The organism is Paenibacillus sp. 19GGS1-52, assembly GCF_022369515.1.
Classification (GTDB): Bacteria; Bacillota; Bacilli; order Paenibacillales; family Paenibacillaceae; genus Paenibacillus_AQ.
This window is the reverse complement of the sequence record NZ_CP059724.1, coordinates 3,740,492-3,763,192: the sequence shown is the minus strand read 5'-3', so window position 1 is coordinate 3,763,192 and position 22,701 is coordinate 3,740,492. Positions and strand designations below refer to the sequence as shown.

Annotated in this window: 13 protein-coding genes; 12 read left to right on the top strand and 1 reads right to left on the bottom strand. The window is 48.8% G+C overall.

Annotation, left to right across the window (positions count from 1 at the left end):
• Window positions 1-25: 25 nt before the first annotated feature.
• From H1230_RS17560 to H1230_RS17505, 12 genes are all read left to right on the top strand, one after another.
• Complete coding sequence (locus tag H1230_RS17560; RefSeq protein ID WP_239711149.1) at window positions 26-1,765, top strand: sensor histidine kinase; 1,740 nt, start codon at window positions 26-28, stop codon at window positions 1,763-1,765.
• 25 nt (window positions 1,766-1,790) lie between these two features.
• Window positions 1,791-3,449, top strand: a complete 1,659-nt coding sequence (locus H1230_RS17555; protein WP_239711147.1) for a response regulator — start codon at window positions 1,791-1,793, stop codon at window positions 3,447-3,449.
• 140 nt (window positions 3,450-3,589) lie between these two features.
• Window positions 3,590-6,325 (top strand): endo-beta-N-acetylglucosaminidase, encoded by a 2,736-nt coding sequence (locus H1230_RS17550; protein ID WP_239711145.1) that lies wholly within the window; start codon window positions 3,590-3,592, stop codon window positions 6,323-6,325.
• Window positions 6,326-6,376: 51 nt separating this feature from the next.
• Window positions 6,377-8,074 (top strand): extracellular solute-binding protein, encoded by a 1,698-nt coding sequence (locus H1230_RS17545; RefSeq protein WP_239711144.1) that lies wholly within the window; start codon window positions 6,377-6,379, stop codon window positions 8,072-8,074.
• Window positions 8,075-8,169: 95 nt separating this feature from the next.
• Window positions 8,170-9,072 carry an ABC transporter permease gene (locus tag H1230_RS17540; protein WP_239711142.1) on the top strand — a complete coding sequence of 301 codons (903 nt, stop codon included), beginning with the start codon at window positions 8,170-8,172 and terminating at the stop codon, window positions 9,070-9,072.
• A 17-nt stretch (window positions 9,073-9,089) separates the two neighbouring features.
• Complete coding sequence (locus tag H1230_RS17535) at window positions 9,090-9,974, top strand: carbohydrate ABC transporter permease (protein ID WP_239711140.1); 885 nt, start codon at window positions 9,090-9,092, stop codon at window positions 9,972-9,974.
• A 26-nt stretch (window positions 9,975-10,000) separates the two neighbouring features.
• Entirely contained in the window at window positions 10,001-12,307 is a 2,307-nt protein-coding gene (locus H1230_RS17530) for a glycoside hydrolase family 3 N-terminal domain-containing protein (RefSeq protein WP_239711139.1), read from the top strand.
• Window positions 12,294-15,470 carry an alpha-mannosidase gene (locus H1230_RS17525; RefSeq protein ID WP_239711137.1) on the top strand — a complete coding sequence of 1,059 codons (3,177 nt, stop codon included), beginning with the start codon at window positions 12,294-12,296 and terminating at the stop codon, window positions 15,468-15,470. The genes H1230_RS17530 and H1230_RS17525 overlap by 14 nt, the downstream gene beginning before the upstream one ends.
• 87 nt (window positions 15,471-15,557) lie before the next feature.
• Window positions 15,558-16,877 carry a glycoside hydrolase family 125 protein gene (locus tag H1230_RS17520; RefSeq protein WP_239711135.1) on the top strand — a complete coding sequence of 440 codons (1,320 nt, stop codon included), beginning with the start codon at window positions 15,558-15,560 and terminating at the stop codon, window positions 16,875-16,877.
• Window positions 16,874-20,083, top strand: coding sequence for a beta-galactosidase (locus H1230_RS17515; RefSeq protein ID WP_239711133.1), 3,210 nt, complete (start codon window positions 16,874-16,876; stop codon window positions 20,081-20,083). Before H1230_RS17520 ends, H1230_RS17515 begins: the two co-directional genes overlap by 4 nt.
• Before the next feature lie 295 nt (window positions 20,084-20,378).
• Window positions 20,379-20,648: a CD3324 family protein gene (locus H1230_RS17510; RefSeq protein WP_239711129.1), complete on the top strand. Its 270-nt coding sequence runs from the start codon at window positions 20,379-20,381 to the stop codon at window positions 20,646-20,648.
• A gap of 144 nt (window positions 20,649-20,792) precedes the next feature.
• A complete protein-coding gene (locus H1230_RS17505) occupies window positions 20,793-21,764 on the top strand; it encodes an alpha/beta hydrolase fold domain-containing protein (protein ID WP_239711126.1) in 972 nt (323 codons plus the stop codon).
• Between the two features lie 8 nt (window positions 21,765-21,772).
• Here the strand turns inward: H1230_RS17505 and H1230_RS17500 are convergent, their stop codons facing one another.
• Entirely contained in the window at window positions 21,773-22,645 is an 873-nt protein-coding gene (locus tag H1230_RS17500) for a ketopantoate reductase family protein (protein WP_239711124.1), read from the bottom strand.
• Between the last annotated feature and the right edge of the window lie 56 nt (window positions 22,646-22,701).

The window sequence follows — 22,701 nt, the reverse complement described above, 5'->3', positions numbered from 1 at the left end:
GCCGTTTCTTCTTAGGAGACTGTCTATGAAATCTGTTTCTTTCAATTTATTCGGACAACGGCTAACCATTCTGCCCAAAATCATCATATCCTTCCTGGTTGTGCTTATCCCCATTCAAACACTCAGCCTGATGATGAATCGATCGAGTGTAAACAAAGTACAGAACGAAATTCTGCAATCCAGCGCCTCCAATGTGCATTTTTATCTCAGCTCGCTGGAAACGGAAATCAGCCGGATTCTTCGGTTGGAGCGGGAATATATCAGCAGCGACAATGATTTCCTCAAGGCCGGGGTCATACCTGATTCGATGGACGATTATGAGCGGGGACAGACCATATTGAGAATAGAAAACAAGCTTTCCATTCTCAAAAGTTCGAGTCCATATATCAAGGATATCCGTATTTATTTTCCCAGTCTCGGCCGCACGATTTGGACAACAAGCTTCAGTAGCACCATTCCGGATGATGAAATCAGAGTGATTGCTGGCAAGGACAAGCGAACGGAATCACCTTTTTCATTTGTTAATAAGCGTCTGATTCTTGGGATGCTGTACCCGACTACCGGCGATGACATGATGTTTATGATGGAGGTTGAGTTGTCTATTCCGCTATTGCAGCAGTCCATGGCACAAATGTCTGGCAAAAAAAATGCCGGCTCCATTCTCCTGAATGAACCCGAACAGTGGGTAATAGGGGACACGAACAATGAATCCATTACCAATTCGATCCGCCAATTTGTATCCGAACAGCAGGACAGTCAAGCGACAAGCGGGATGAACCGGATTGAAATGAATGACAAAATGTATCTAATTTATTATGAGCAATCCCAACCACTGGGACTCACACTTGTTCATTATGTGCCGGAAGCTGAAGCATTGGGGGTGCTGAAGCAGTATCAAAGCTGGTATTGGGTCATTGCTCTAGTCTCTATTCTGATTGTCTTTATTTTTTCCTATGGGATTTTTCTGCTTATCCATAAGCCGATGCGGCGGTTGGTCAACTCTCTGTCCCAAGTGGGAGAGGGGAATCTGGAACTTCGTCTGCAGCATCGTTATAATGATGAATTTCAGGATGTGTTTCAGCAGTTCAACACAATGGTAAGTCGAATCGGTACCTTGATCGGAGAGGTGTCTGAGCAGCAGACACGCTCTCAGCATGCTGAGTTGAAGCAGCTTCAGTCCCAGATTAATCCACATTTTTTATACAACAGTCTCTTTATTCTGCTGACTCTAATCCGACAGGAGGACAAGGACAGCGCAGAGAAGCTGGTTCTTCATATGGGCAACTACTTTCGCTATATCACTCGTAGTGGCGAGGATGAGGTGTCTCTGGAGAATGAAATGCTGCATACCCAGGCCTATGCGGGCATCCAGTCCTTAAGATTTCCGGATATTCAAATTCGCTGGGGAGAAATACCAGAGGCTTGCAGAATTGTGCGAGTTCCCCGGCTTATCCTGCAGCCTCTGGTAGAAAACGCATATCTGCATGGACTAGAGAAAGTTGATGGGCCTGGGCTGCTGATCATTGAAGTGGAGCAGCAGGAGCAACTGCTGGTAATACGCGTAGAGGATAATAGTGGACTTCTTAACCCAGGAGTGATTGAGGAACTGAACGATCGACTGCTTACAGTCGCTCATTCGGGCGAGACAACCGGGATGTTCAATGTGCACCGCCGTTTGCAGTTGAGGTACGGACATGCCTACGGTCTGGAGCTGATACTGGGTCATTCGGGAGGACTATGCGTAATGCTGCGCATCCCGCTCTAACCCCAGTTAGTATAAGGAGGATTTCATGACTAAATTATTAATTGTGGACAATGAGAAAATAATTGTTGATGGGTTAGTTGGTTATTTTCTAGATCTGAAACTCGATGATCTGGAGGTATATGGTACACATTCCGGCAAGGAAGCACTCCGGTTACTGGAGGAGACCAAGATTGATATTGTGCTGTCCGATATCCACATGCCAGGAATGAGCGGACTGGAACTGCAGCAGCAGCTTTCACAGCGTTGGCCGCATTGCCGCATGATTTTCCTATCTGGATATGATGATTTCCAATTGATTCAGCAGGCCATGCGGGGAGGTGCCGGAAATTATATTCTAAAGACCGAAGGATATGAGGTCATTGGAGCAGCAGTCATAGCTACTCTCCAACAGCTGCAGGAAGCCATCCGTTTTCAAAGCTTGATTGAACGCTCCCAAAAGCAGTTTCAGACCACACTGCCGTTTATGGGCAAAGAGCTGATGAATCGTCTGCTTCAAGGAGATCCTGCTGCGCTGACCCAACGAGTGAAGCAGTTCGAGCATCTCCAAATCCATCTGGACAGCCAGGCTCCAGTACTGGTGTTCCTCTCTCGGATCGATCATTGGCGGGGAATATCGGCCCCATCTGATCGTGCACTTACCATCTATTCCATCCAGAATATCGCTGCAGAATATCTTAGCCCAGTCCTATCCTGCTATTCCTACCCCTATGAAGCCTCACGGATGATCTGGTTTATTCAGCCGAAGGAGGATGAAAGCTTAACAGATAAGGACATGTTGTGGCGGCGCTCACTGCTGTTCCTCCAGCACTCGCTAGAGGATATTCAGGCCACCTGTAATCAATTGCTGAACATCACGCTTTCCTTTGCGGTTGGAAACTCCTTCCATGAGTGGGACGCACTGCAGGAACCTTTCGAATCGTTGAAGTTGCTGCTGAATCAAGGACTCGGCATCAGGGAGGGGGCGATTCTGCTTGAGTCTGCTGAAGACAGCAATCCAGTTTCTGAGGCGGGCAATCCTCGACATGTGCCGGCAATTTCTTTTCAAATCCATAAACTGCAGGAGCATTTGGAGAATGGGGAGAGAGGCGAATTTTACGATCTGCTCGGTCATATTCTTGGGCTTCCGCTGCTATCGGATGGAAATAAAGACATGATCCGGTTGGAAGTTATTTTATCGCTCGGGGGAATGTATTTGTCAGCTATTAACCGCTGGGGGATCTGGCAGGAGCTTGCCAGGCAGCTTGATATGGATCTGCTTTTCCGTATGAGGGCTGAGAGGGAATGGACTGAATATAAAGCCTATTTCATCCAGTTGGCTGATGTGCTGTTTGACTGCCGGACCCATCAAAGTATGGATCAGGAGAATGACATTGTCGAGAAATTAGAGAACTATATCCATAACCATTTCGCTGAGGATTTATCCATGACCAAACTGGGCATTGTCTTCAACCATCATCCATATTATCTCTCCCGTTTGTACAAGCAGACCACAAAGATCAGTCTGTTGGATTATATTACAGAAATGAGATTGAATAAAGCGAAGCAATTACTGCAAGAGAGCGACTTGCGGGTTCAAGATGTATCCCAAGCAGTAGGCTTTATATCGGAAGGGTATTTTTACCGTTTCTTCAAAAAAACAGTAGGAATGACCCCTAATGAATACCGCGAGAAGCCCAAACTGTAAATAAGATAGCCCATCTTTAAATTGAATAGTAGAGAGGCCTATTTCCCCCATGCTATAGTCATTTTGGAAATACCATTATAAAGAAATGGGTGATGACGTTGAAAAGAAAAGCATGGGCAGGAAAAAGGAAGTGGGCCTCTTTGCTTCCAGCTGTGATAGCCATTGTGCTGCTTGGGGCAACAACGGTGAATGCCGGCGATACCTGGCCGTTCACCGGCGAAAGTGCTCACGGGGCCAACCAGCCAAGTGTGCATGGCTATACTAGCAGCCAGATTGCAAGCTGGACACCGCAAACTGATCCCGATTCTGCGCTGCTCCGGTCACGCGTTCCGCTGCAAACCCGAATAACCCCTTTTACTGCAACACAGGCTAATCAGGCTCTGAATCCCAATGTGCAAATGGGCACTATTGCCGGAGATTATGGAAATGCTTTCATTGAGAATGCCCCCTATACCAACAAGTTTGCCCAATACCATTTCAACTTCTGGCAATACACAGATTATTACTCCTACTGGCATGGCACAGCCACCGCATATACCCCTCCTTCTTATTACGATAGCCTGGCGCAGTCCAACTGGCAGGAAAAGTGGTTTGAGTTTGGGATGCTGAACATCCCAAATCCAACCTATACAGATGCCGCGCACAAGAATGGGGTTCTCTCATTGGCAGGGATCTTCTTCTCCAACAACGACCGTGGTCAGCAGACCTATAAACAAATGCTCGTCAAGAATGCCAGCGGTCAATTCCCGGTAGCTCTCAAGCTGATTGAAATGGCCCAATATTATGGGTTCGACGGCTTCTTCATCAATCAAGAAGAACTGAGTCCCGACATCGCCGTCGCGGACATTCCGAATTATATCGCCTTTATGAAAGCGCTTCAAGATGCCGGACTCTATGTTCAATGGGATGATTCGGTCAATACCAGCACAGGAGCCAATACTTTTGCCCGCACCTTCAACGCCAATAATATTTCCTTTCTGTATAACGGCGGGAAGCAGGTTTCCAATTCTTTTTTCTTTGATTACGGCATGACTGGCACACAGATTACCAGCGCAATCAATTATTTAAATAGCTTCAACACCACCAATGGGACTAGTTACAATATTCTAAAAAATGGGTTCGCAGGGATTGAAGCCGGCGCTAACCGCTGGAGCTCCACGAACAGTTCGCAACTGAGCAGTAAGCTGAGCGGAGGCGTGCCCAGAGTTAGCCTGTCAACGCTCGGGGCGGATTTTGTACACTCCGGTCTCGATGAAGATATGGGATTATCTTATCCGGTTAGTCACCGGTCAGAGAACAACTATCAATGGATGACAACTTTGCGTGAGCAGCTGTGGTGGTCTGGTCCTAATGTCAATCCCAAGAATACAACAACACCTTCCACCAATACAGTTACTGACGTATATGCAGATAACCGAAATTGGCCGGGGGTAGCCTCAGTTATTGCCGAACGCTCGGTAATCGGAGGGAACAACTTCTATACCAGCTTCAATACCGGTCATGGGTTGTCCTACTATGTGAACGGAGCAGTCTCGAATCCAACGGAATGGTCTAACATGAGCTTGCAGGATATTCCGGTGACGTGGGAGTGGTGGCAGGATACGACAGGCAACCGGCTCGCTGTCGATTTTGACTATGGCTCTTCCTACGACCTTACCGGCACAAGCCGGTTCAACTATCAGCAAATCGGGGGCTACAAAGGCGGCAGTTCGCTTGTGGTCAAAGGAAATCTGAATGCGGAGAATTTTCTCCGTTTGTATAAGACAGACCTTAGTGTAAATGCCAATTCCAAAGTGTCTGTTACTTACAATAAGCCTTCCAATAATGACACCTCCACCATGTATATCGGGCTTGTGACGGCAGCCAATCCAACTGCTGTTGTCAAAATAGCTGTTCCCGGCAGCGGCAACAAGACCACTGGCTGGACGACAGCCGAGCTCAATTTGAGTGCCTATGCAGGTCAAAAAATTGCTGCGCTCGGACTAGTCTACAACCCTGGCTCCGCAGCTGTGGCCAATTACCAGATGAACGTCGGCCAAATCCGCGTGTACGACGGGTCAGCGGTTTCCCCAACTGCTCCAACCGGACTTGCCATCACTTCCGCCTATCCAGGTACTGGGGAAATGGTGTTGAACTGGAATATGAATACAAACTATGCCCAGGTTAAGCAGTATAACGTGTACGTAAATGACATCTTTATGGGTGGCAAATATGACAGCTTGTTTTATATTAAAAAATTGCCTGCCCAATCGGGAACTATCAAGGTGGTCCCTGTAGGCGCGGATGGTATTGAAGGCACGGCTGCAACGTTGGCATACAACCTGAATAATGCAGTTTCAAATCTGGGCGTCAACTCACAATCCAACGGGAACTTGACGGTGTCCTGGACTAATCCGGCAGGTGCAACAGGTTCGATCCTGGTAACGGTTCGTTCGTTGAATCAAATTACGACTCCGACTGCTGTCTCGGTTCAAACCACTGTTGCACAAGGAACCACCTCGACTACCTTCAGCAACATGCCGGTGAACGGGGATGATTATGAGGTAACCGTATCTATCGGAAGTAACCAGCCTGTATCCAAAAGCGGCAATTTCATTGATGTGGTCTGCGCCCCTTATGCCGAAAGCTGGTCATGGAGTGGCAATACGCTTAATCTGCCCATGCCGACGACAAGAGACTGGCGTTACCTGTACGTCTATGAGAATGGAACGCCACGATCTTTCGACACCACTTACAGCAGCGGCAGCAAACCTCGTATTATCCGGGGGCGCACAACCAAGGCAAGTCTGAGCTTCACTTCAACAGCAGCTTCAGTATACGTGGTTCTGGAAGACTATGCAGGCAATCTATCAGCTCCGGTTACGCTTAAACCTTAACCGCTGGGAATGAAGACGAACAGGATGCCAATAATTAAGGGAGGTCATAACATGCGTGGAAGTAAAAAAAGGTTGGGAAGCAGCAGTCTAGCTGTCTTCCTGGCCATGGTAATGGTGTTGTCGGGATGTTCAGACAAGGAGGCCCAAAAGAATAATCAGCCGCAGGAGACGGAAGCTGTCACAGCTAGTGCCAATGTCCCTGCTGAGCCAGGGGATGGGAAGTATGATCCCCCGATAGAGATTATAGCGGCCCAACTGGCCGAGTCCAATTGGGTATTTGATTCCGGCGATGATATTAACAACAATGTATGGAGCCGTTATTTTAGCGATACGCTTGGCATTCAGGTGAAGCTGGATTGGACGGCAGCGAAAGCAGAAGATTATACCAACAAACTGAATGTCATCATCGGCTCAGGAGACAACCTGCCCGATATGTTTCAGGTCAATTCCACTCAACTGCAGCAGCTTGTGGAGGAGGATCAGCTTGCCGATTTGACTGATGCCTTTACACAATATGCGGTGCCGTTCTCCAAAGAGTTAATGAATCAGGATGGAGGAATCGGTATCAGTTCCGCCACCTTTGATGGCAAGTTGATGGCACTGCCGAATCTGGCCGGAACGATAACCAACAATGATGTGTTGTGGCTGAGATCGGATTGGCTGCAGAAGCTTGGGCTAGCCGAGCCCAAATCCATTGCGGATTTGGAGGTTATCGCCGATGCCTTCGTGAACAAGGATCCGGATGGAAATGGCAAGCCGGACAGCTATGGGCTGGGCATCGCTCAAGGACCCGTAATGACTGGCGGCGATGTAGCCGATCTCGGCGGCTGGTTTGCAGGATTTAAGGCCTATCCTGGTATGTGGGTGAAGGGGAGCGACGGCAAGATTGTCTATGGAGGCATTCAACCCCAAGTCAAAGAGGCGCTACTTAAACTGCAAGAGCTGTACAAAAAGGGTCTTATCGACAAAGAATGGATTGTTAAGGATGGAGGCAAGCTGGGCGAGGACATCATCGGCAATAAGCTCGGCATGTGGTATGGCGGGAACTGGAATTCGCTCTGGCCTATTGATGTTAGTAAGAATGCCGATCTGGTCAACCTGAAGCCTTATTCAATCGTATCCGTGGATGGCGGCCAGCCAGTAGTTCAGGCAGTCAACCCTACAGTTAACTCTTATACGGTTATCCGTAAAGGATATGAGCATCCAGAAGCGGCAGTGAAACTTCTGAATGAATTTCAGGAAAAAATGTGGGGGGAAACCTCCGAGAATGCCAAATTCGGAGCAAATATGAATGTCACACCAGTTGTCAGCTACTTTAAATATCCGCTGGTACAATCATGGCCGACGACAAAGGATATTCCTGATAATCTGGATGCGGTTGAAGCGGCACTTACCTCTGGAGATTCCTCCAAACTGAATTCGGAGCAGATCGAAGCCTTCAACGCGATTCAAGCTTTCAAGAACGGAGATATCGCTAAAGGTTATGGCACCATGCGCCAATTTGATGCTTTTGCCATTATCAAAAAAGACAATATGGAAAACCAGCTGAAATCCGAGTTCTACGGAGCTCCTACATCAACAATGGTAACCAAAAAAAGCTCGCTGGATAAGCTGGAGCAGGAAGTCTTCACCAAAATCATTATGAATAAAGGCTCCGGCGAGGATTTTGACAAGTTCGTGGCCGACTGGAACTCCCTCGGTGGTGAGCAAATCACCAAGGAAGTCAATGATTGGAAAACTTCGCATTAAGTGAATGTCCAAGAAGCGAAGGGGAGGATCTTCTTCTCCTTCGGCTTGTTGGAGATGCCTCATATCAATAAATGGGATTGAGGGAGACGAAGAGAATGCGTTATCTAAAAAGTTTTAAAGAACATACGATCCTGCACCTGATGTTGCTTCCCGCTATTATTCTCGTGCTGGTCTACTGCTATTATCCCATGCTTGGTATTGTAATTGCGTTTGAGAAGTTCTCCGGATACAAGGGAATGCTTCATTCACCTTGGGTAGGATTCGATAATTTCACCTATGTATTTAAAATGCCGGAGTTCTTGCCGGTGCTGCGAAATACGGTACTGATTGCCGTGATGAAAATGATTGGGAATTTAACTGTGCCCATAATTATAGCCCTATTGCTCAATGAGGTGATTCATTCTTTTGTCAAGAAAGGGGTCCAGACGCTGATCTATCTTCCCCACTTTCTCTCATGGGTCATTCTGGCCGGAATTCTAAAGGATATTTTGTCGCCTTCATCGGGTTTTGTTAATGAGTTGATTGCCTTCTTTGGGCTCAATCCGGTATTTTTTCTGGGGGATAATCAATGGTTTCGCTTCGTGCTGGTAGCGACTGATATCTGGAAGGAATTTGGTTTTAATACGATTGTTTATCTGGCGGCGCTCACCGCAATCAACCCTTCGCTGTACGAAGCTGCACTGATGGATGGAGCATCACGCTGGAAGCAGACTCTGAATGTGACACTCCCTGGTATTTTGCCGATCATTATTCTGCTGGGAACACTGAGCCTCGGCAATGTGCTGAATGCAGGCTTTGACCAGATCTTTAATCTGTACACCCCCGCCACCTATTCCACGGGCGATGTGCTGGATACACTAATTTACCGCATCGGTATCGTTGATGCCCAATACAGCGTATCCACGGCAATCGGTTTATTTAAATCTTTGATTTCGCTCTTCTTTATTTCGAGCTCCTATTATCTGGCCTATCGTCTGGCGAATTACCGAATCTTCTAACCGAAGGGGTTCATGATATGTATAAACGTTCAAAATCCCGATTGCTATTTATGGTATTCAATTATTGCTTTCTGATTGCTTTGTCCATCGTATGTCTCTTGCCTATGCTCAATGTGTTGGCGGTCTCCTTCAGTTCATCGGGAGCGGTAAGCGCAGGTCTGGTCAACTTCTGGCCGGTGGATTTTAATCTCCACTCTTATGCGGTCGTGATGAAGTATGGAACATTCATGCATTCCCTGTTCAACTCGGTGGAACGGCTAGTGCTAGGCTCTGTGCTCAGTCTTATCATTTGTGTCCTTACCGCATATCCACTCTCCAAGGAAAATGATAAATTCCCCTGGAGAAGCATATATTCGTGGATTTTTGTCATCACTATATTGTTCAACGGCGGTCTGATTCCCTCTTATCTGGCGGTGAAGCAAACAGGGTTGCTAGATTCCATATGGGCATTGGTGATTCCCGGTGCCGTCAATGTGTTCAATGTCATTCTTGTCCTGAATTTCTTCAGAGGGCTACCCAAAGAGCTGGAGGAATCGGCTCTGATGGATGGAGCGAACCATTTAACCATTCTCTTCCGCATCTATTTGCCCGTTTCACTGCCCTCTCTGGCAACTGTTGCCCTGTTGACGATGGTGTTCCATTGGAATTCCTGGTTCGACGGACTAATTTATATGAAAAGTCCGGAGCATTATCCGCTCGCGACCTATCTTCAAGCTGTAACCATTGATGCCAATTCGCTGAAAAACATGAAAATGCAGGACCCGGACACCCTGAAATTTGTATCTGACCGTACAGGAAGGGCAGCTCAGATCTTTCTTACCGCGCTCCCCATTCTACTTGTATATCCATTTTTACAAAAATATTTTGTGAAAGGTCTCGTATTAGGCAGTGTTAAAGGGTAACTCCAGGAAGGGAGTCAGAGAAGCCTATGAGTGACAAATCTAGTCAACACTCTCCCCGAGAACGGGCGGAACATCTGTTGGGACAGATGACCTTGGAAGAAAAAGCCGCGCAGCTCGTTCAGCCCTTCGGCTGGCAAGTCTATGAACATATAGAAGGAAAGATCAATATGACGGAAGATTTCAAACGCCAGGTGACCAAGGCGGGTATCGGCTCGCTCTACGGAATGCTTCGCGCTGATCCGTGGACCGGAGTGACGCTGGACAGTGGACTGTCCCCGCGCCAAGGTGCAGAGGCTGTGAATGCGATCCAGCGGTATGCCATCGAGAACTCACGCTTGGGCATTCCGATCCTGTTCGGGGAAGAGTGCTCACATGGTCATATGGCGATTGGAGCTACAGTATTTCCAGTTCCGCTCTCGCTGGGCAGCTCCTGGAATGTAGACCTGTACCGGGAAATGTGCCGGGCGGTGGCACTGGAGACACGCAGCCAGGGCGGAACAGTAACGTATTCCCCCGTGCTAGATGTGGTACGCGATCCCCGCTGGGGCCGCACCGAGGAATGTTTTGGCGAGGATGCTTATCTGATCAGCAGGCTGGCCGTCGCCTCAGTTGAGGGGCTGCAGGGTGAAACGCTGAGCAGCCAAGAAAGTGTGGGTGCCACCCTGAAGCACTTCGCCGGATATGGCAGCTCCGAGGGTGGCCGAAATGCCGGTCCGGTGCATATGGGCTGGCGCGAGCTGCTCGAAGTCGACTTGCTGCCGTTCAAGAAGGCAGTGGAGGCGGGGGCGGCGTCCATTATGCCTGCCTATAATGAAATCGACGGAGTACCTTGCACGACGAATACCGTGCTCATAGAGGATATTCTCCGCAGAAAGTGGGGCTTTGACGGATTGGTCATCACCGATTGCGGCGCCATTGAGATGCTGGCCAATGGCCATGGGGTTGCTCGGGATGGACTGGACGCGGCGGTGCAGGCTATCACATCCGGCGTTGATATGGAGATGTCCGGTGAGATGTTCGGCAAGCATCTTGTGTATGCAGTCCGCGAGGGCAAGCTAGCCTCGGGTATTGTGGACCGCGCTGTGTTACGCGTACTGGAACTGAAATTCAAGCTCGGCCTGTTCGAGCAGCCGTATGCAGATCCGGATGCGGCGGAGAAGTACATCGGCTGCGAGAAGCACCGCGAGCTTGCCCGGAAATTGGCTGCTGAGAGCATCATTCTGCTCAAGAATGATGGGGCTTCACTGCCCTTGAGTCGCAGCTGCGGAACGGTTGCTGTCATCGGCCCGAACGCCGATGCGCCATACAATCAGCTGGGCGATTATACCTCGCCACAACAGCGATCTAGTATTACCACTGTGCTGGACGGTTTGCGCAGCAAGCTTGGGCCGGAACGGGTACTGTATGCGCCCGGCTGCCGGATCAAAGGCAACGATAAGGCAGGCTTCGATGCTGCACTGTCCTTCGCTGCGCAGGCTGACACCGTGGTTTTGGTGCTCGGTGGCTCAAGCGCCCGTGATTTCGGTGAAGGTGCGATTGATCTGAAGACCGGAGCCTCGAAGGTGACGGAACATTCCTGGAGTGATATGGACTGCGGCGAAGGCATTGACCGGATTTCGCTGGCTCTCTCAGGTGTGCAGCTGGAGCTGGCTCAGGAGATTCATAGGCTGGGCAAGCCGGTGATCGTGGTCTATATCAACGGCCGGCCGATAAGCGAGCCATGGATGGATGAACATGCTGATGCTATTCTGGAGGCTTGGTATCCGGGTCAGGAGGGAGGCCATGCTGTAGCCGATATCCTGTTCGGTGAAGTGAATCCTTCAGGTAGGCTGACAATCTCCTGGCCGAAGAATGTCGGGCAGCTTCCGGTATATTATTACGGCAAACGTTCACGAGGCCTGAAGTATCTTGAAACAGATTCGCAGCCCCAGTATCCGTTCGGATTTGGCCTAAGCTACACAAGCTTCAGCTACTCCGATCTCAGAGTAGAACCGCAGGTGATTACTGCGGATGAAATCGCCACGGTAACCGTACAGGTGAAAAATACGGGTGAGTTACCAGGAGCCGAAGTCGTTCAGCTGTATATCTCCGATGTCGCGAGCAAGGTTTCGCGACCCCTCAAGGAGTTGAAGGGCTTCCGTAAAATCACGCTGGCTCCGGGCGAAGCACAAATCATGGACTTTGAAGTCGGTTGGCAGCAGCTGGAATATAACGGCCTTGATTATCAGCTTGTCGTGGAGCCAGGAATGTTCAAGATACAGGTGGGCAGCAACGTTAATGATGTGCTCGAAACAGACTTGGAGGTAATGGAGGGTGCAGATGGAACGGATTAGAAGATTTATCCGCGAACTGTCCGAGCAACAGTGGCTGGAGCAAATCACGCTAGAGGAATGGGATATTCAGGCTTCGGTATATACCGTGCCAGGTCAATATGACGGAATACGGGCCTATACCGAGGGCGGGAATTTCAACCTGTTTCCAAGTGTTCAGGGAACCACTTACTTTTTCCGTCGTACGCTTGAGTTCCCTGAAGAATGGACTGGGCAGCATGCGGGTCTGATTTTTGAGTCGGGAGGCGAGGGTTTGCTACGGGTGAATGGGGAATCCCGCCAAGGCCTCGACCGGAACCATACCTTCGCGACACTTGAAGCCTCCTCAGACGGGAAACCGCTGGATCTGGAAATCGAGCTGTTCGATCCGGTCCCGGAGCCAGTGGACCCGCTGAATCAGCAAGCAGTTATCCAGCCGCCGATCCGCGCGATTCACTCCTGGCTGGTACGAGTCAATGAACCGGTCCAGAGCCTGATGTATACAGCCATTATTATCCGCGACACGGCCCTCCTGCTGCCGGAAGAGGAACTGCGCTGCACACGGATGCTGGAAGCTTTAAACCGTGTAATGGATAAATATATAAATTTACAAGAGGACGATGTCCGCGGGGGAAGCGCGGTTGCTGCCCTTGAAAACATGCTGCGAGCTGATATTGGTGCTATTGGCACAAATACGGAAGGCACGATCCATATGATCGGCCAATCTCATATTGATATCGCCTGGCTGTGGCCCGCGCGGGAGACTGTGCGCAAGACCAGCCGAACCTTCTCAACTGTGAATGCCTTAATGGACGAATACCCGGAATATCAATATGCCCAGAGCCAGCCGCAGCTGTTCGAATATCTGAAGCAGAACGACCCGGTTTTGTTTGCCAAAGTAAAAGAGAGAATCAAGGAAGGCCGCTGGGAGCTGGTCGGTGGCATGTGGGTGGAGCCGGATCTGAACATTCCAAGCGGGGAATCGCTGATGCGCCAAATGCTCTATGGCCAGCGGTTTTACTTAGAGGAATTCGGCAGGACCTCGGACATTGAATGGCTGCCGGATACCTTCGGCTATTGCGCATCGCTGCCGCAGATTTTGCGCCATGGTGGCATACGCTATTTCATGACTACGAAGCTCGGCTGGAATGACACGAATAGGTTCCCTTACGATCTGTTCCATTGGGTGGGCATTGACGGCACCTCCGTGCTGACCTATCTCAACCATGGAGTGAATGAGAATACCCTGCCGAAGGATATTCATGATCACTGGCAATCCTTTCGCGAGAAGAAAACACATAACGAGCAAATGCTGCTCTACGGCCATGGTGACGGGGGCGGCGGCGTCACACGCGAGATGCTGGAATATATTCGCCGTGCGGAGCTGATGGTCGGCCAACCGGCCAGTAAGTTCAGCAATGCCGCGGATTTCTTCTCCGGCATCGCCAAGCGGCAGCCAAAGCTACCGGAGTGGCACGGTGATCTGTATCTGGAGCTGCACCGGGGCACTTATACCACACACAGCCGCAACAAACGAAAAAACCGCAAAGCGGAAATCCTGTACCGTGAGGCAGAGCTCTGGCAAACTATGGCGTCTTCCTATATGCAAAAGGAAGAGCGGAACAAGAGCGCTGTGAACCTGCATCGAGGCTGGAAGCTGGTGCTCCTGAACCAGTTTCACGATATTATCCCCGGCTCGGCAATTACTGAAGCTTATGAGACTTCAGAGAAGGAATACCGCGAGGTTTTTGCCTATGGTCAGAAGGCACTGCAATCGGGACTGGATGCCTTGGCGGCACAAGTGACTACAGAAGGAGATGGCACGCCCCATGTGCTGTTTAACAGCCTCGGTTGGGCGCGCGATATAGTTGTCCATATTCACTTGGATAATATTGTGAATAAGTCAGTGGTGAACCAGACGTGGGCAGCTTATGACGAGCGTGGAAATTCACTGCCGATAGATCTTGTGGTCGGTTCAACCTCTGTGAACATTCATATTCCGCAGGTCCCGGCTTTTGGCTATAAGACCATCTGGCTGCGATGTATGGATTTGATTAAGGCAGGAAGCGAAGAAGTCGCGCAAGTGACGGATAGCTTAACAACTGCCATTCTTGCAGATGCTTCATCTCCATTTTCGAATCGTACGATATTAAACAACAGCTGGGAGACACCGTACTACCGCCTTGCTTTCAATGAACGTGGCGAAATCACCAGTCTGTTCGACAAAACAGCAGGACGGGAAATCGTGCAGTCGGGTGGCCGTGCCAACCAGTTTCACTTCTTCCATGACCGCCCGACGCTGTGGGATGCCTGGGATATTGACAGCCGTTATGAAGAACAGCCAGCCGGTGAAGCAGAGTTGCTGGACAAAGGCGTAATCTTCTCCGGTAAGGTTCAAGATGTGCTAAGGTTCCGCTGGAAGTTGGGCAACTCGGAAATCACCCAGGATTTAATACTGTATGCCCATGACCGGAGAATCGATTTCAAGACGCATGTGGTTTGGAACGAAGCCCATAAGCTGCTGAAGGTTGGCTTTCCGGTTGACGTTGTGACTGACAAAGCCACTTATGAGATTCCCTTTGGCGCACTGGAACGCCCGACTCACCGCAACACTAGCTGGGAACAGGCGCAGTATGAGGTGTGCGGCCACCGTTTTGCCGATGTGTCGGAACATGGTTATGGGGTGAGTGTGCTAAACGACTGCAAATACGGCTATGACGTTCAAGGCAGCACGATCCGCCTGTCTTTGCTGCGTGCGCCGAAATGGCCGGATGCCAACGCCGATTTGGGCAGTCATGATTTCACCTATTCACTGTATCCCCATCAAGGCGATTGGCGGAGTGCCCACACACTGCGCAAGGCGGCTGAGTTGAATACGGCAGTGGTGGCACTCGCGGCAAAAGCGAACCGGGGACCCTTGCTGTCCACAGGCTCATTCATCGAATTTAATGGGCAGCATGTCGTACTGGATACCGTAAAGCCATCCGAGGATGGGCGGGGCAGCATTCTTCGCCTCTATGAATCCTCCGGAGGACGTGAAGTCGTACAGCTTATCTGGAAGCAGCCATATAGCGAAGTTTATCTCTCCAATGCCTTGGAGGATAAATTGGAGCTTGTGGATCATCACCAAGGTGAATTCGAGCTGGATTTCGCACCTTTTGAGATCAAAACCCTTTACATCAAATAAATTAACTACTTCAAGATGAAACGGCTTTGCCGTCCTCTGAAAGAGGTGGCATCCGTTTCTTCGAGAAATAGAAGGAGTGTACCTTCCTTGGAACAATTCAGATTACCTAAAGTTCCGCTGCCGAAACTGGTGCTGCCTCAAGCTGTACAGGAGGTACTGGCCGAAGCTGAAGAGAAGCTGGCTCACCGTCCAAAGCTGTTGCAGCTGTTCAGGAACTGTTATCCCAATACGCTTGCGACGACTACGAAGCTGATGGATGATGGTACCACCTTTGTGATTACCGGCGACATTCCGGCTTCCTGGCTACGAGATTCGGTAGAACAGATCATTCATTATGTACCCATAGCCAACAATGACCTTGATCTTAAGCGTATCATCAGCGGACTGATCAAACGCCATATTCAGTACATCCATATTGATCCTTACGCCAATGCCTTTAATGAATCGGCTAATGATTGGCACTGGAACGCCACGGATATCACCGAGATTTCCCCTTGGGTCTGGGAGCGTAAGTTCGAAATTGATTCCCTGTGCTTTGTTGTGCGGCTGGCGTATACCTACTGGCAGGAAACCGGAGTTACCGATTTCTTCGATGCCGAATTCAAATCTGCACTGCGCATCATTATGGATCTGTTCAAAAGAGAGCAGCATCACTTTGAGCAGTCGCCTTACCGCTTCACTCGCAATAATGGCATTCCTGGGGACTCGCTGCGCAATAGTGGACTTGGCATGCCAGTGAACTATACAGGAATGATCTGGTCCGGATTCCGTCCCAGCGATGATGCCTGCGATTTCCACTACAACATTCCCGGTAATATGTTTGCCGTTGTAGCCTTGCGGCAGATGCAGGAATTTGCAGAGTGGATATTCCGTGATACGAACTTGCAGGCCGAGCTGAAAGAGCTGGAAATTGAGGTCGATTCCGGGATCAAGCTGTACGGGATTTATCGTCATCCCCAGTTTGGATCCATCTATGCCTACGAGACAGATGGCTTCGGCAATTACTGCCTGATGGATGATGCCGGAACCCCCGGACTGATCTCCATTCCGTACCTTGGTTATGTGACGGCGGATGATCCGATCTATCAGAACACCAGACGGTTTGCCCTAAGCAAAGAGAACCCCTTTTATTATGAAGGAACAGCGGCCAAGGGCATCGGCAGTCCGCATACACCGCAGAACTATATCTGGCATATGGCCTTGTCCATGCAGGGAATTACTGCACAGTCTGTGGAGGAAAAGCTGGAGCTGGTCGCTCTCCTAGAGAATACCGACGCGGATACCGGCTTCATGCACGAAGGTTTCCATGCTGACGATCCCTCCGTGTTCACCCGCAGCTGGTTCGCGTGGTCGAACAGCCTGTTCTCGCAGCTTGTGTACCGGATGATGAAGGATGGGCTTCTATGAAGAGCGCACAAAGGATTATTTTTTATGACCCCACATTTCCCGGTAGTCTTCATCCAGAAGCCGTGGAAGGATTGTCTGGGCAACTAGCTGAGCAAGCTGATCCGGGCGAAAACGGAACGCTGTCTATTTGGGCTGATGCCGAGATGCTGGCCGCCAGTTTGGAGCAGGCTGGAAGCGGAGATTGCCTGTTGTACTTGCATGCACCGTTTTTCCCAAAGGCAGCCTGGATAGCTATTCTTGCTTTTTTGAGGAGAGGTGGGGGACTGGTCAGTATAGGTGGGGCTCCATTTAAGCGACCTGTGCAAAAACTGGACGGGAGATGGCATATTGAGGCTGAGCAGACGGCGTTTCACCAGCAGATTCATATCCATGAGGCGCTGCTGGTGAATGGGAGATATACGGCGGATTGTCTGGCGAGCGAGGAGCTTCCGTTTTGCTCTGGACAGCAAACGTTATGGAATAACTGCGAGGCCTGGAATCTAGTCCCCCATGTAACTCGGGCAAGCGACTTGCCTGAACAGATGGGGTCCGCCGGACCCATGGATACGGTTATCAAATCCTTAATCATGGGAACTAACTCTGAGGGGAGCCCTGTCTCGGCGCCCGTGGTGTTATGGGAACATATGAGAGGGGAGTTTCAGGGAGGCCGCTGGATTCTAGCCGGCCGGCCACAGGATAAGTCTCTTGAACAACAGGAATGGAGAGAAGCCCTGTTGTCTTGGACTGCTTTTGCTGCAAGGGGGGCAACAGAGCTCTGGATCAAACCTAATTACGCCTCGTATGAGACGGACGATCAGGCTGTGCTGACTATGCATACTCAGCGAATTGGCGGCAGTGCCGGGCGGACGACTCTGGAGGAATGGAAGATCGAGCTTGAGGTAGAGGCTCAAGACGGGCAAGGTCCGGGCTATTCGACGTCATTGAATACAGAAGTAACGTATGAATTGAATCTGATACGCATTCGTGTGCCACTGGCGCTGAAACCGGGGTTATATAGCGTACGCTGCAGGGCAGTCTCTCCAGAAGGAGAGGTCCACGTCTTGCGCCAGGGCTTTTGGGGTCATGATGAGGCGCTTCTATGCAAAGGTGAGTTCGTTATGTGCGGAAGAGACTATTTTACCCGGAACGGCAGCACTCTTCCAGTAGTAGGCACAACCTATATGGCTTCGGATGTATCGCGTAAATTTTTATTTCTGCCCAACGTCGATCTCTGGAACCGGGATATGCAAGCCATAGCGGCAAGCGGAATGAATTGGCTCAGGACCGGTATTTGGACGGCGTACCGCCACATTATGCAGATAGATGGGCATGCATCCGAAGAGGTGCTAAGAGCTATAGATGCTTTTCTGATGACAGCGAAGCGTCATGGATTACAAACCACCTTTACTTTCTTCTCCTTCACACCTGAAACCTGGGAAGGAAGCAACCCCTATCTGGACCCTCGAAGCATTGAAGCGCAAAAGAGATTTATCCGCTCTATTGTCTCGCGTCACCGTCTTACTTCATATGTGGATTGGGATCTGATCAACGAGCCGTCGATGTTTGATCCGCGGCGGATTTTTGCAAGTGGTCCCCGTTCAGCACAAGATCCTTATGAAGCAAAAGCATTTCAGGAATGGTTGCTGCGCAGACATGGAAATATGGAGTGTTTGCAGGAGGTATGGGGGATGCCAGCCAGCGTTTTGCCAGCTATCGGGAGTGTACAGCTACCAGAACCAGAGCATATAAATTTTGAGATTGCTGAAATTCAGGAGAGCAAGCACAGCTCACCATGGCTGGATTACTGCCTATTCTCCATGGATATGCTTGCTGCTTGGGCCAAGGAAATGGTGCAGACCATCAAGCAACTGGCTCCGCGCCAGATCGTGACGGTTGGTCAGGATGAGGCACTAGGCGCTCAGCGCCCTTCGCCGTTTTTTTATCAGGAGGCTGTAGATTACACTACTATTCATCCCTGGTGGCTGAACGATGCCCTGCTATGGAGTGGCATATTTGCCAAAACAGCGGATAAGCCTAATCTTGCGCAGGAAGTTGGAATTATGTATGTGGAAACACCCGATGGGCGCGCTAAACGGAGCGAGGAAGAACTGGCTGCTCTACTGGAGCGAAAATTCGCTTATTCCTTTGCCACTGGAGGAGCGGGAGCTATTCAATGGATATGGAATACGAATTATTATATGAATAACACCAATGAATCCCATATTGGTGCGCTTCGTGCGGATGGCACGCAGAAACCGGAAGCTGGTATACTTCAGGATTTCGCACAGTTTATGCAGCGGATTAGCCATCTTATGGGTGACCGCGAACTGGAGCAAACCGCCATTGTTTTTCCTTACTCTAATGATTTTTCTAACCGCAAGTTGGCCTATGATGCGACCACAGTGCTGTCCCGGTTGCTAGGCTACCGATTGAGATTGCCATTTCGAGCAGCTTCCGAATATCATTTGGACGATCTGGTACGGAATCCGGCACAGCTGATTCTACTCCCAAGTCCGCATAGTCTTGCCAATGAGGCCTTTGAACAGTTAATCGCTATTGCGGAGCAGCAGGGCTCTGTCCTGGTTGTCACGGGACCTCTTCAACTGGATGAATATTGGCGGCCAGGTGGTAGACTGAAGCGGCTGCTGGGTCAGACCGAGCTGAGAAACGTGCGGCGTGAGGAATTTTTGCGGCTTGGAGAGGAGAGATTCTCAGTTTCCTTCAGTGGTACACGAATTGCAGAGCTCTGGAAAGAAATAATAACGGTAGTAACAGAAGATGGTGCTCTTTCGGCAAATGTCCTGCCCGTAAATCACTTTGATGTGGGTTACCGGGGGCCTGGCGATGCTCCCGTTCATTTGGCGCTTGGTAGAGGTAAGCTGATCTGGTGTCCGCTACCTTTAGAGCTGAATGACCGGGAAGAGCCTCTTCTTGCCTTTTACAATATGGCAGCAGAGATTGCTGGAATTATGCCGGAACTGGAATGGAAGATCGGAGGCGAGATACCTGGTATATATGGCCGGAAATTGGGCTATGCCAACGGGGCCCTCTTCATCTTTGTCTCCGAGTATGCCTGGGAGTGTCCGATTGAAGTCCGTGATCCGCGGAATGGGACCAGCTATCGTTTTCTGCTTGGTGCAGAGCGTTCCATTTTGTTTGCCACTGACCCACTTGGAACTTTACTGGAGACATACCGGCCCAAGGAAACTGAAATCATAGTTTTCTAATATTCAGGAAAAGAGCATCATCCTATTGTCACTAATCTGATGTCAGCAACTTCTGGTTGTCCCGATACTATTATTTACTGTGCAATGAGATTATGTTATATTTTTAGGCGAAAAGGGGGTGCTAATCAGATGGAGAATCACTTTAGATTGTCTGGTACTTCTTCCACTCATGCAAAGCCTGTAATTGGAAAAGCGTTACTTTGCGTGGGGATAAACAGATTTAAACGCTGAACAAACTTTTCTAATATTTGGGCTTTGCAACTTATTTTATAATAAAAATAAGGGGCGGGCAAAATTGAAATATACGAATGCAGCAAATGTTTTACCTGAAGAGCTAATTCTGGAAATCCAAAAATATATTCAAGGTGAGACGCTTTATATTCCTAAACAGGAGTCAGAGTATAAGAATTGGGGAAGCTTGAGTGGCGGGAGACAGTTGCTGGATCAACGTAATGAGGCTATCAGAGATGCTTTTAATAGCACTAGTAGTATTGAGCAACTAGCCAAGAAACATTTCCTCTCCATCGATACCATTAAGAAAATTGTTTATTCACATAAAAAGTAAAGGCAGCACTGGTGAGAATTCTTCATCAGTGTTTCTTCTTATGTCAACAATGATTCTAAATCATTGTTTTCATTTTAATAGCTCACTTCATCTTTTAGAATAGGAATAGAAAAAATTGTGAAATAGAAGAGGGAGAATGTAAATATGAGTGAGCAAAAAAGCAGAAGTAGACATCTGATTGATCAAGAAATTATTAGTGCCATTGATTTAATCCCAACAACCGATTTAACCGAAACAACCCTAATAGAATCTCGAAAGAGTCAATCACAAATGATGCCGCATATAGATGTAACGCAGCTGTTCCCTGTAACATTTGAAGAAAAGAGTGTGCCAAGTTATTTTGGTGGTCCAGATATTCGAATTGAAATCATTAAGCCCAAACAATCCAAATATAAAAAGATGCCTCTATATTATTGGATTCACGGTGGCGGGATGGTATTAGGAAGTCCAGTTTTTGATCGTCCAGGTAATGCGTCACTTGCTGCTCAACATGGTTTTTGTTGCGTATCAGTATATTATCGCCTTGCACCTGAGCATGTTCAGCCAAGTCAGTTACAAGATTGCTATTCGGCCCTGAAATGGTGTATTGAACATGCGGAGGAATTAGGGATAGATACTCTGAAAGTTGCCCTTGCAGGTGGAAGCGCTGGCGGTGGATTAGCAGCTGGGTTAGCTCTTTACATCCGTGACCAGAAGGAATTCGACATCCATCATCTAAGACTATTGAGACCCATGCTTGATGACCGTACAAGTATAGCGCCAGATCATCCTTATGCAGGCGAATTTATTTGGACAAAGCAAAGTAATTATTTTGGCTGGAAATCTATATTAGGGCTTGAACCAGGTCAGGATGGCGTGAGTGAGTATTACGTGCCTGCACGTGCACAGTCATTGGCCGGGTTACCAGCCACTTATATTAATATAGGTACCGTTGATTTATTCATAGATGAATCTTTATTATTTGCAAAACAGCTGGTTTTTGATGGTGTCTTGGTAGAATTACATGTATATCCAGGGTACCATCATCTGTCGGCAATGTTTCCAGAGGCACATTTTTCAAGTGAAGGCGCCGAATCTAGTGAACACGCCTTACTAAAAGCTCTGCAGTTACTTTGATATTTTGCTCAAGATAGCTTTTTATGAAACACCTCATCCAATAACAGTATTTCTGCTTTTGCGCTAACTGCATGATTTCCAAGCTTAACATCAATGATAAAGTCATTGCTTAGCATCTGGCGGTAATGGGCTATAATATCTTGCTCAGGCCATTCTCCCATTGACTTCGTTTCGGGCGGGATTACAGAGATTCCAGCTTGTTCTACCAAGCGAATATTTTGTTTAATATCTGCGGCGACCTTGCTTAGAATGCTTTCACTTCTTGCTGTCACAATATCCACCATTCCGTAATTCGTATAGAAATGCTTGTTGACGGCAGCGAGCGCAGCATGCGAAACATGGAAGGCTTGAATGTCTTTCTGTATTTCAAAAGGCAAATCCGCTGTTTTAAATATTTTGGCAAGCTCTTTCACTCTTTCGGTCGTTTGGCCATTTATTTCACCAAAGAAGGTTTTGGAACCGAATTGGGCATATAAAATGTCTTCTTTGATGTCTCCACCTGCACCTGGGAATCCTGGTAGTAACCGATCACCCACAATTTCAAGCCAGGAGTCATAACCCATGGTGTTGGTCAAGGTGATTATTGTTTTGCTCTGATTATTCTTGATCGCAGACAGGGCAGTTTCAGCCTGATCATATCGTACAGGAACAAAGATGAAATCATAGATATCGTCGTTGGCAAGCTTTTCTATCGTCCTGATTGATATTTGCTTTATCGTTCTATTCTCGTTGTATTGCAGTCCGTTCCTTTGAAGTGCATCCAGTCTCTTTCCTCGGGCCAGCAATGTGACATCAAGTCCCGACTGTGCAAATCTGAGTGCGTACAAGCTGCCAATCACACCGGCCCCAAATATCAAAAGTCTAGTTTGTCTTAAGTTCAATATTATCCTTCCTTTCAGCTAACTAGTCGAAAGTTGTCTAAACGACACCTGTTCGA

What these genes read in the sequence shown, in the direction of transcription:
- H1230_RS17560 (WP_239711149.1), top strand. Translation starts at nt 26, where the DNA reads ATGAAATCTGTTTCTTTCAATTTATTCGGACAACGGCTAACCATTCTG.
- H1230_RS17540 (WP_239711142.1), top strand. Translation starts at nt 8,170, where the DNA reads ATGCGTTATCTAAAAAGTTTTAAAGAACATACGATCCTGCACCTGATG.
- H1230_RS17530 (WP_239711139.1), top strand. Translation starts at nt 10,001, where the DNA reads ATGAGTGACAAATCTAGTCAACACTCTCCCCGAGAACGGGCGGAACAT.
- H1230_RS17515 (WP_239711133.1), top strand. Translation starts at nt 16,874, where the DNA reads ATGAAGAGCGCACAAAGGATTATTTTTTATGACCCCACATTTCCCGGT.
- H1230_RS17505 (WP_239711126.1), top strand. Translation starts at nt 20,793, where the DNA reads ATGAGTGAGCAAAAAAGCAGAAGTAGACATCTGATTGATCAAGAAATT.
- H1230_RS17535 (WP_239711140.1), top strand. Translation starts at nt 9,090, where the DNA reads ATGTATAAACGTTCAAAATCCCGATTGCTATTTATGGTATTCAATTAT.
- H1230_RS17555 (WP_239711147.1), top strand. Translation starts at nt 1,791, where the DNA reads ATGACTAAATTATTAATTGTGGACAATGAGAAAATAATTGTTGATGGG.
- H1230_RS17545 (WP_239711144.1), top strand. Translation starts at nt 6,377, where the DNA reads ATGCGTGGAAGTAAAAAAAGGTTGGGAAGCAGCAGTCTAGCTGTCTTC.
- H1230_RS17525 (WP_239711137.1), top strand. Translation starts at nt 12,294, where the DNA reads ATGGAACGGATTAGAAGATTTATCCGCGAACTGTCCGAGCAACAGTGG.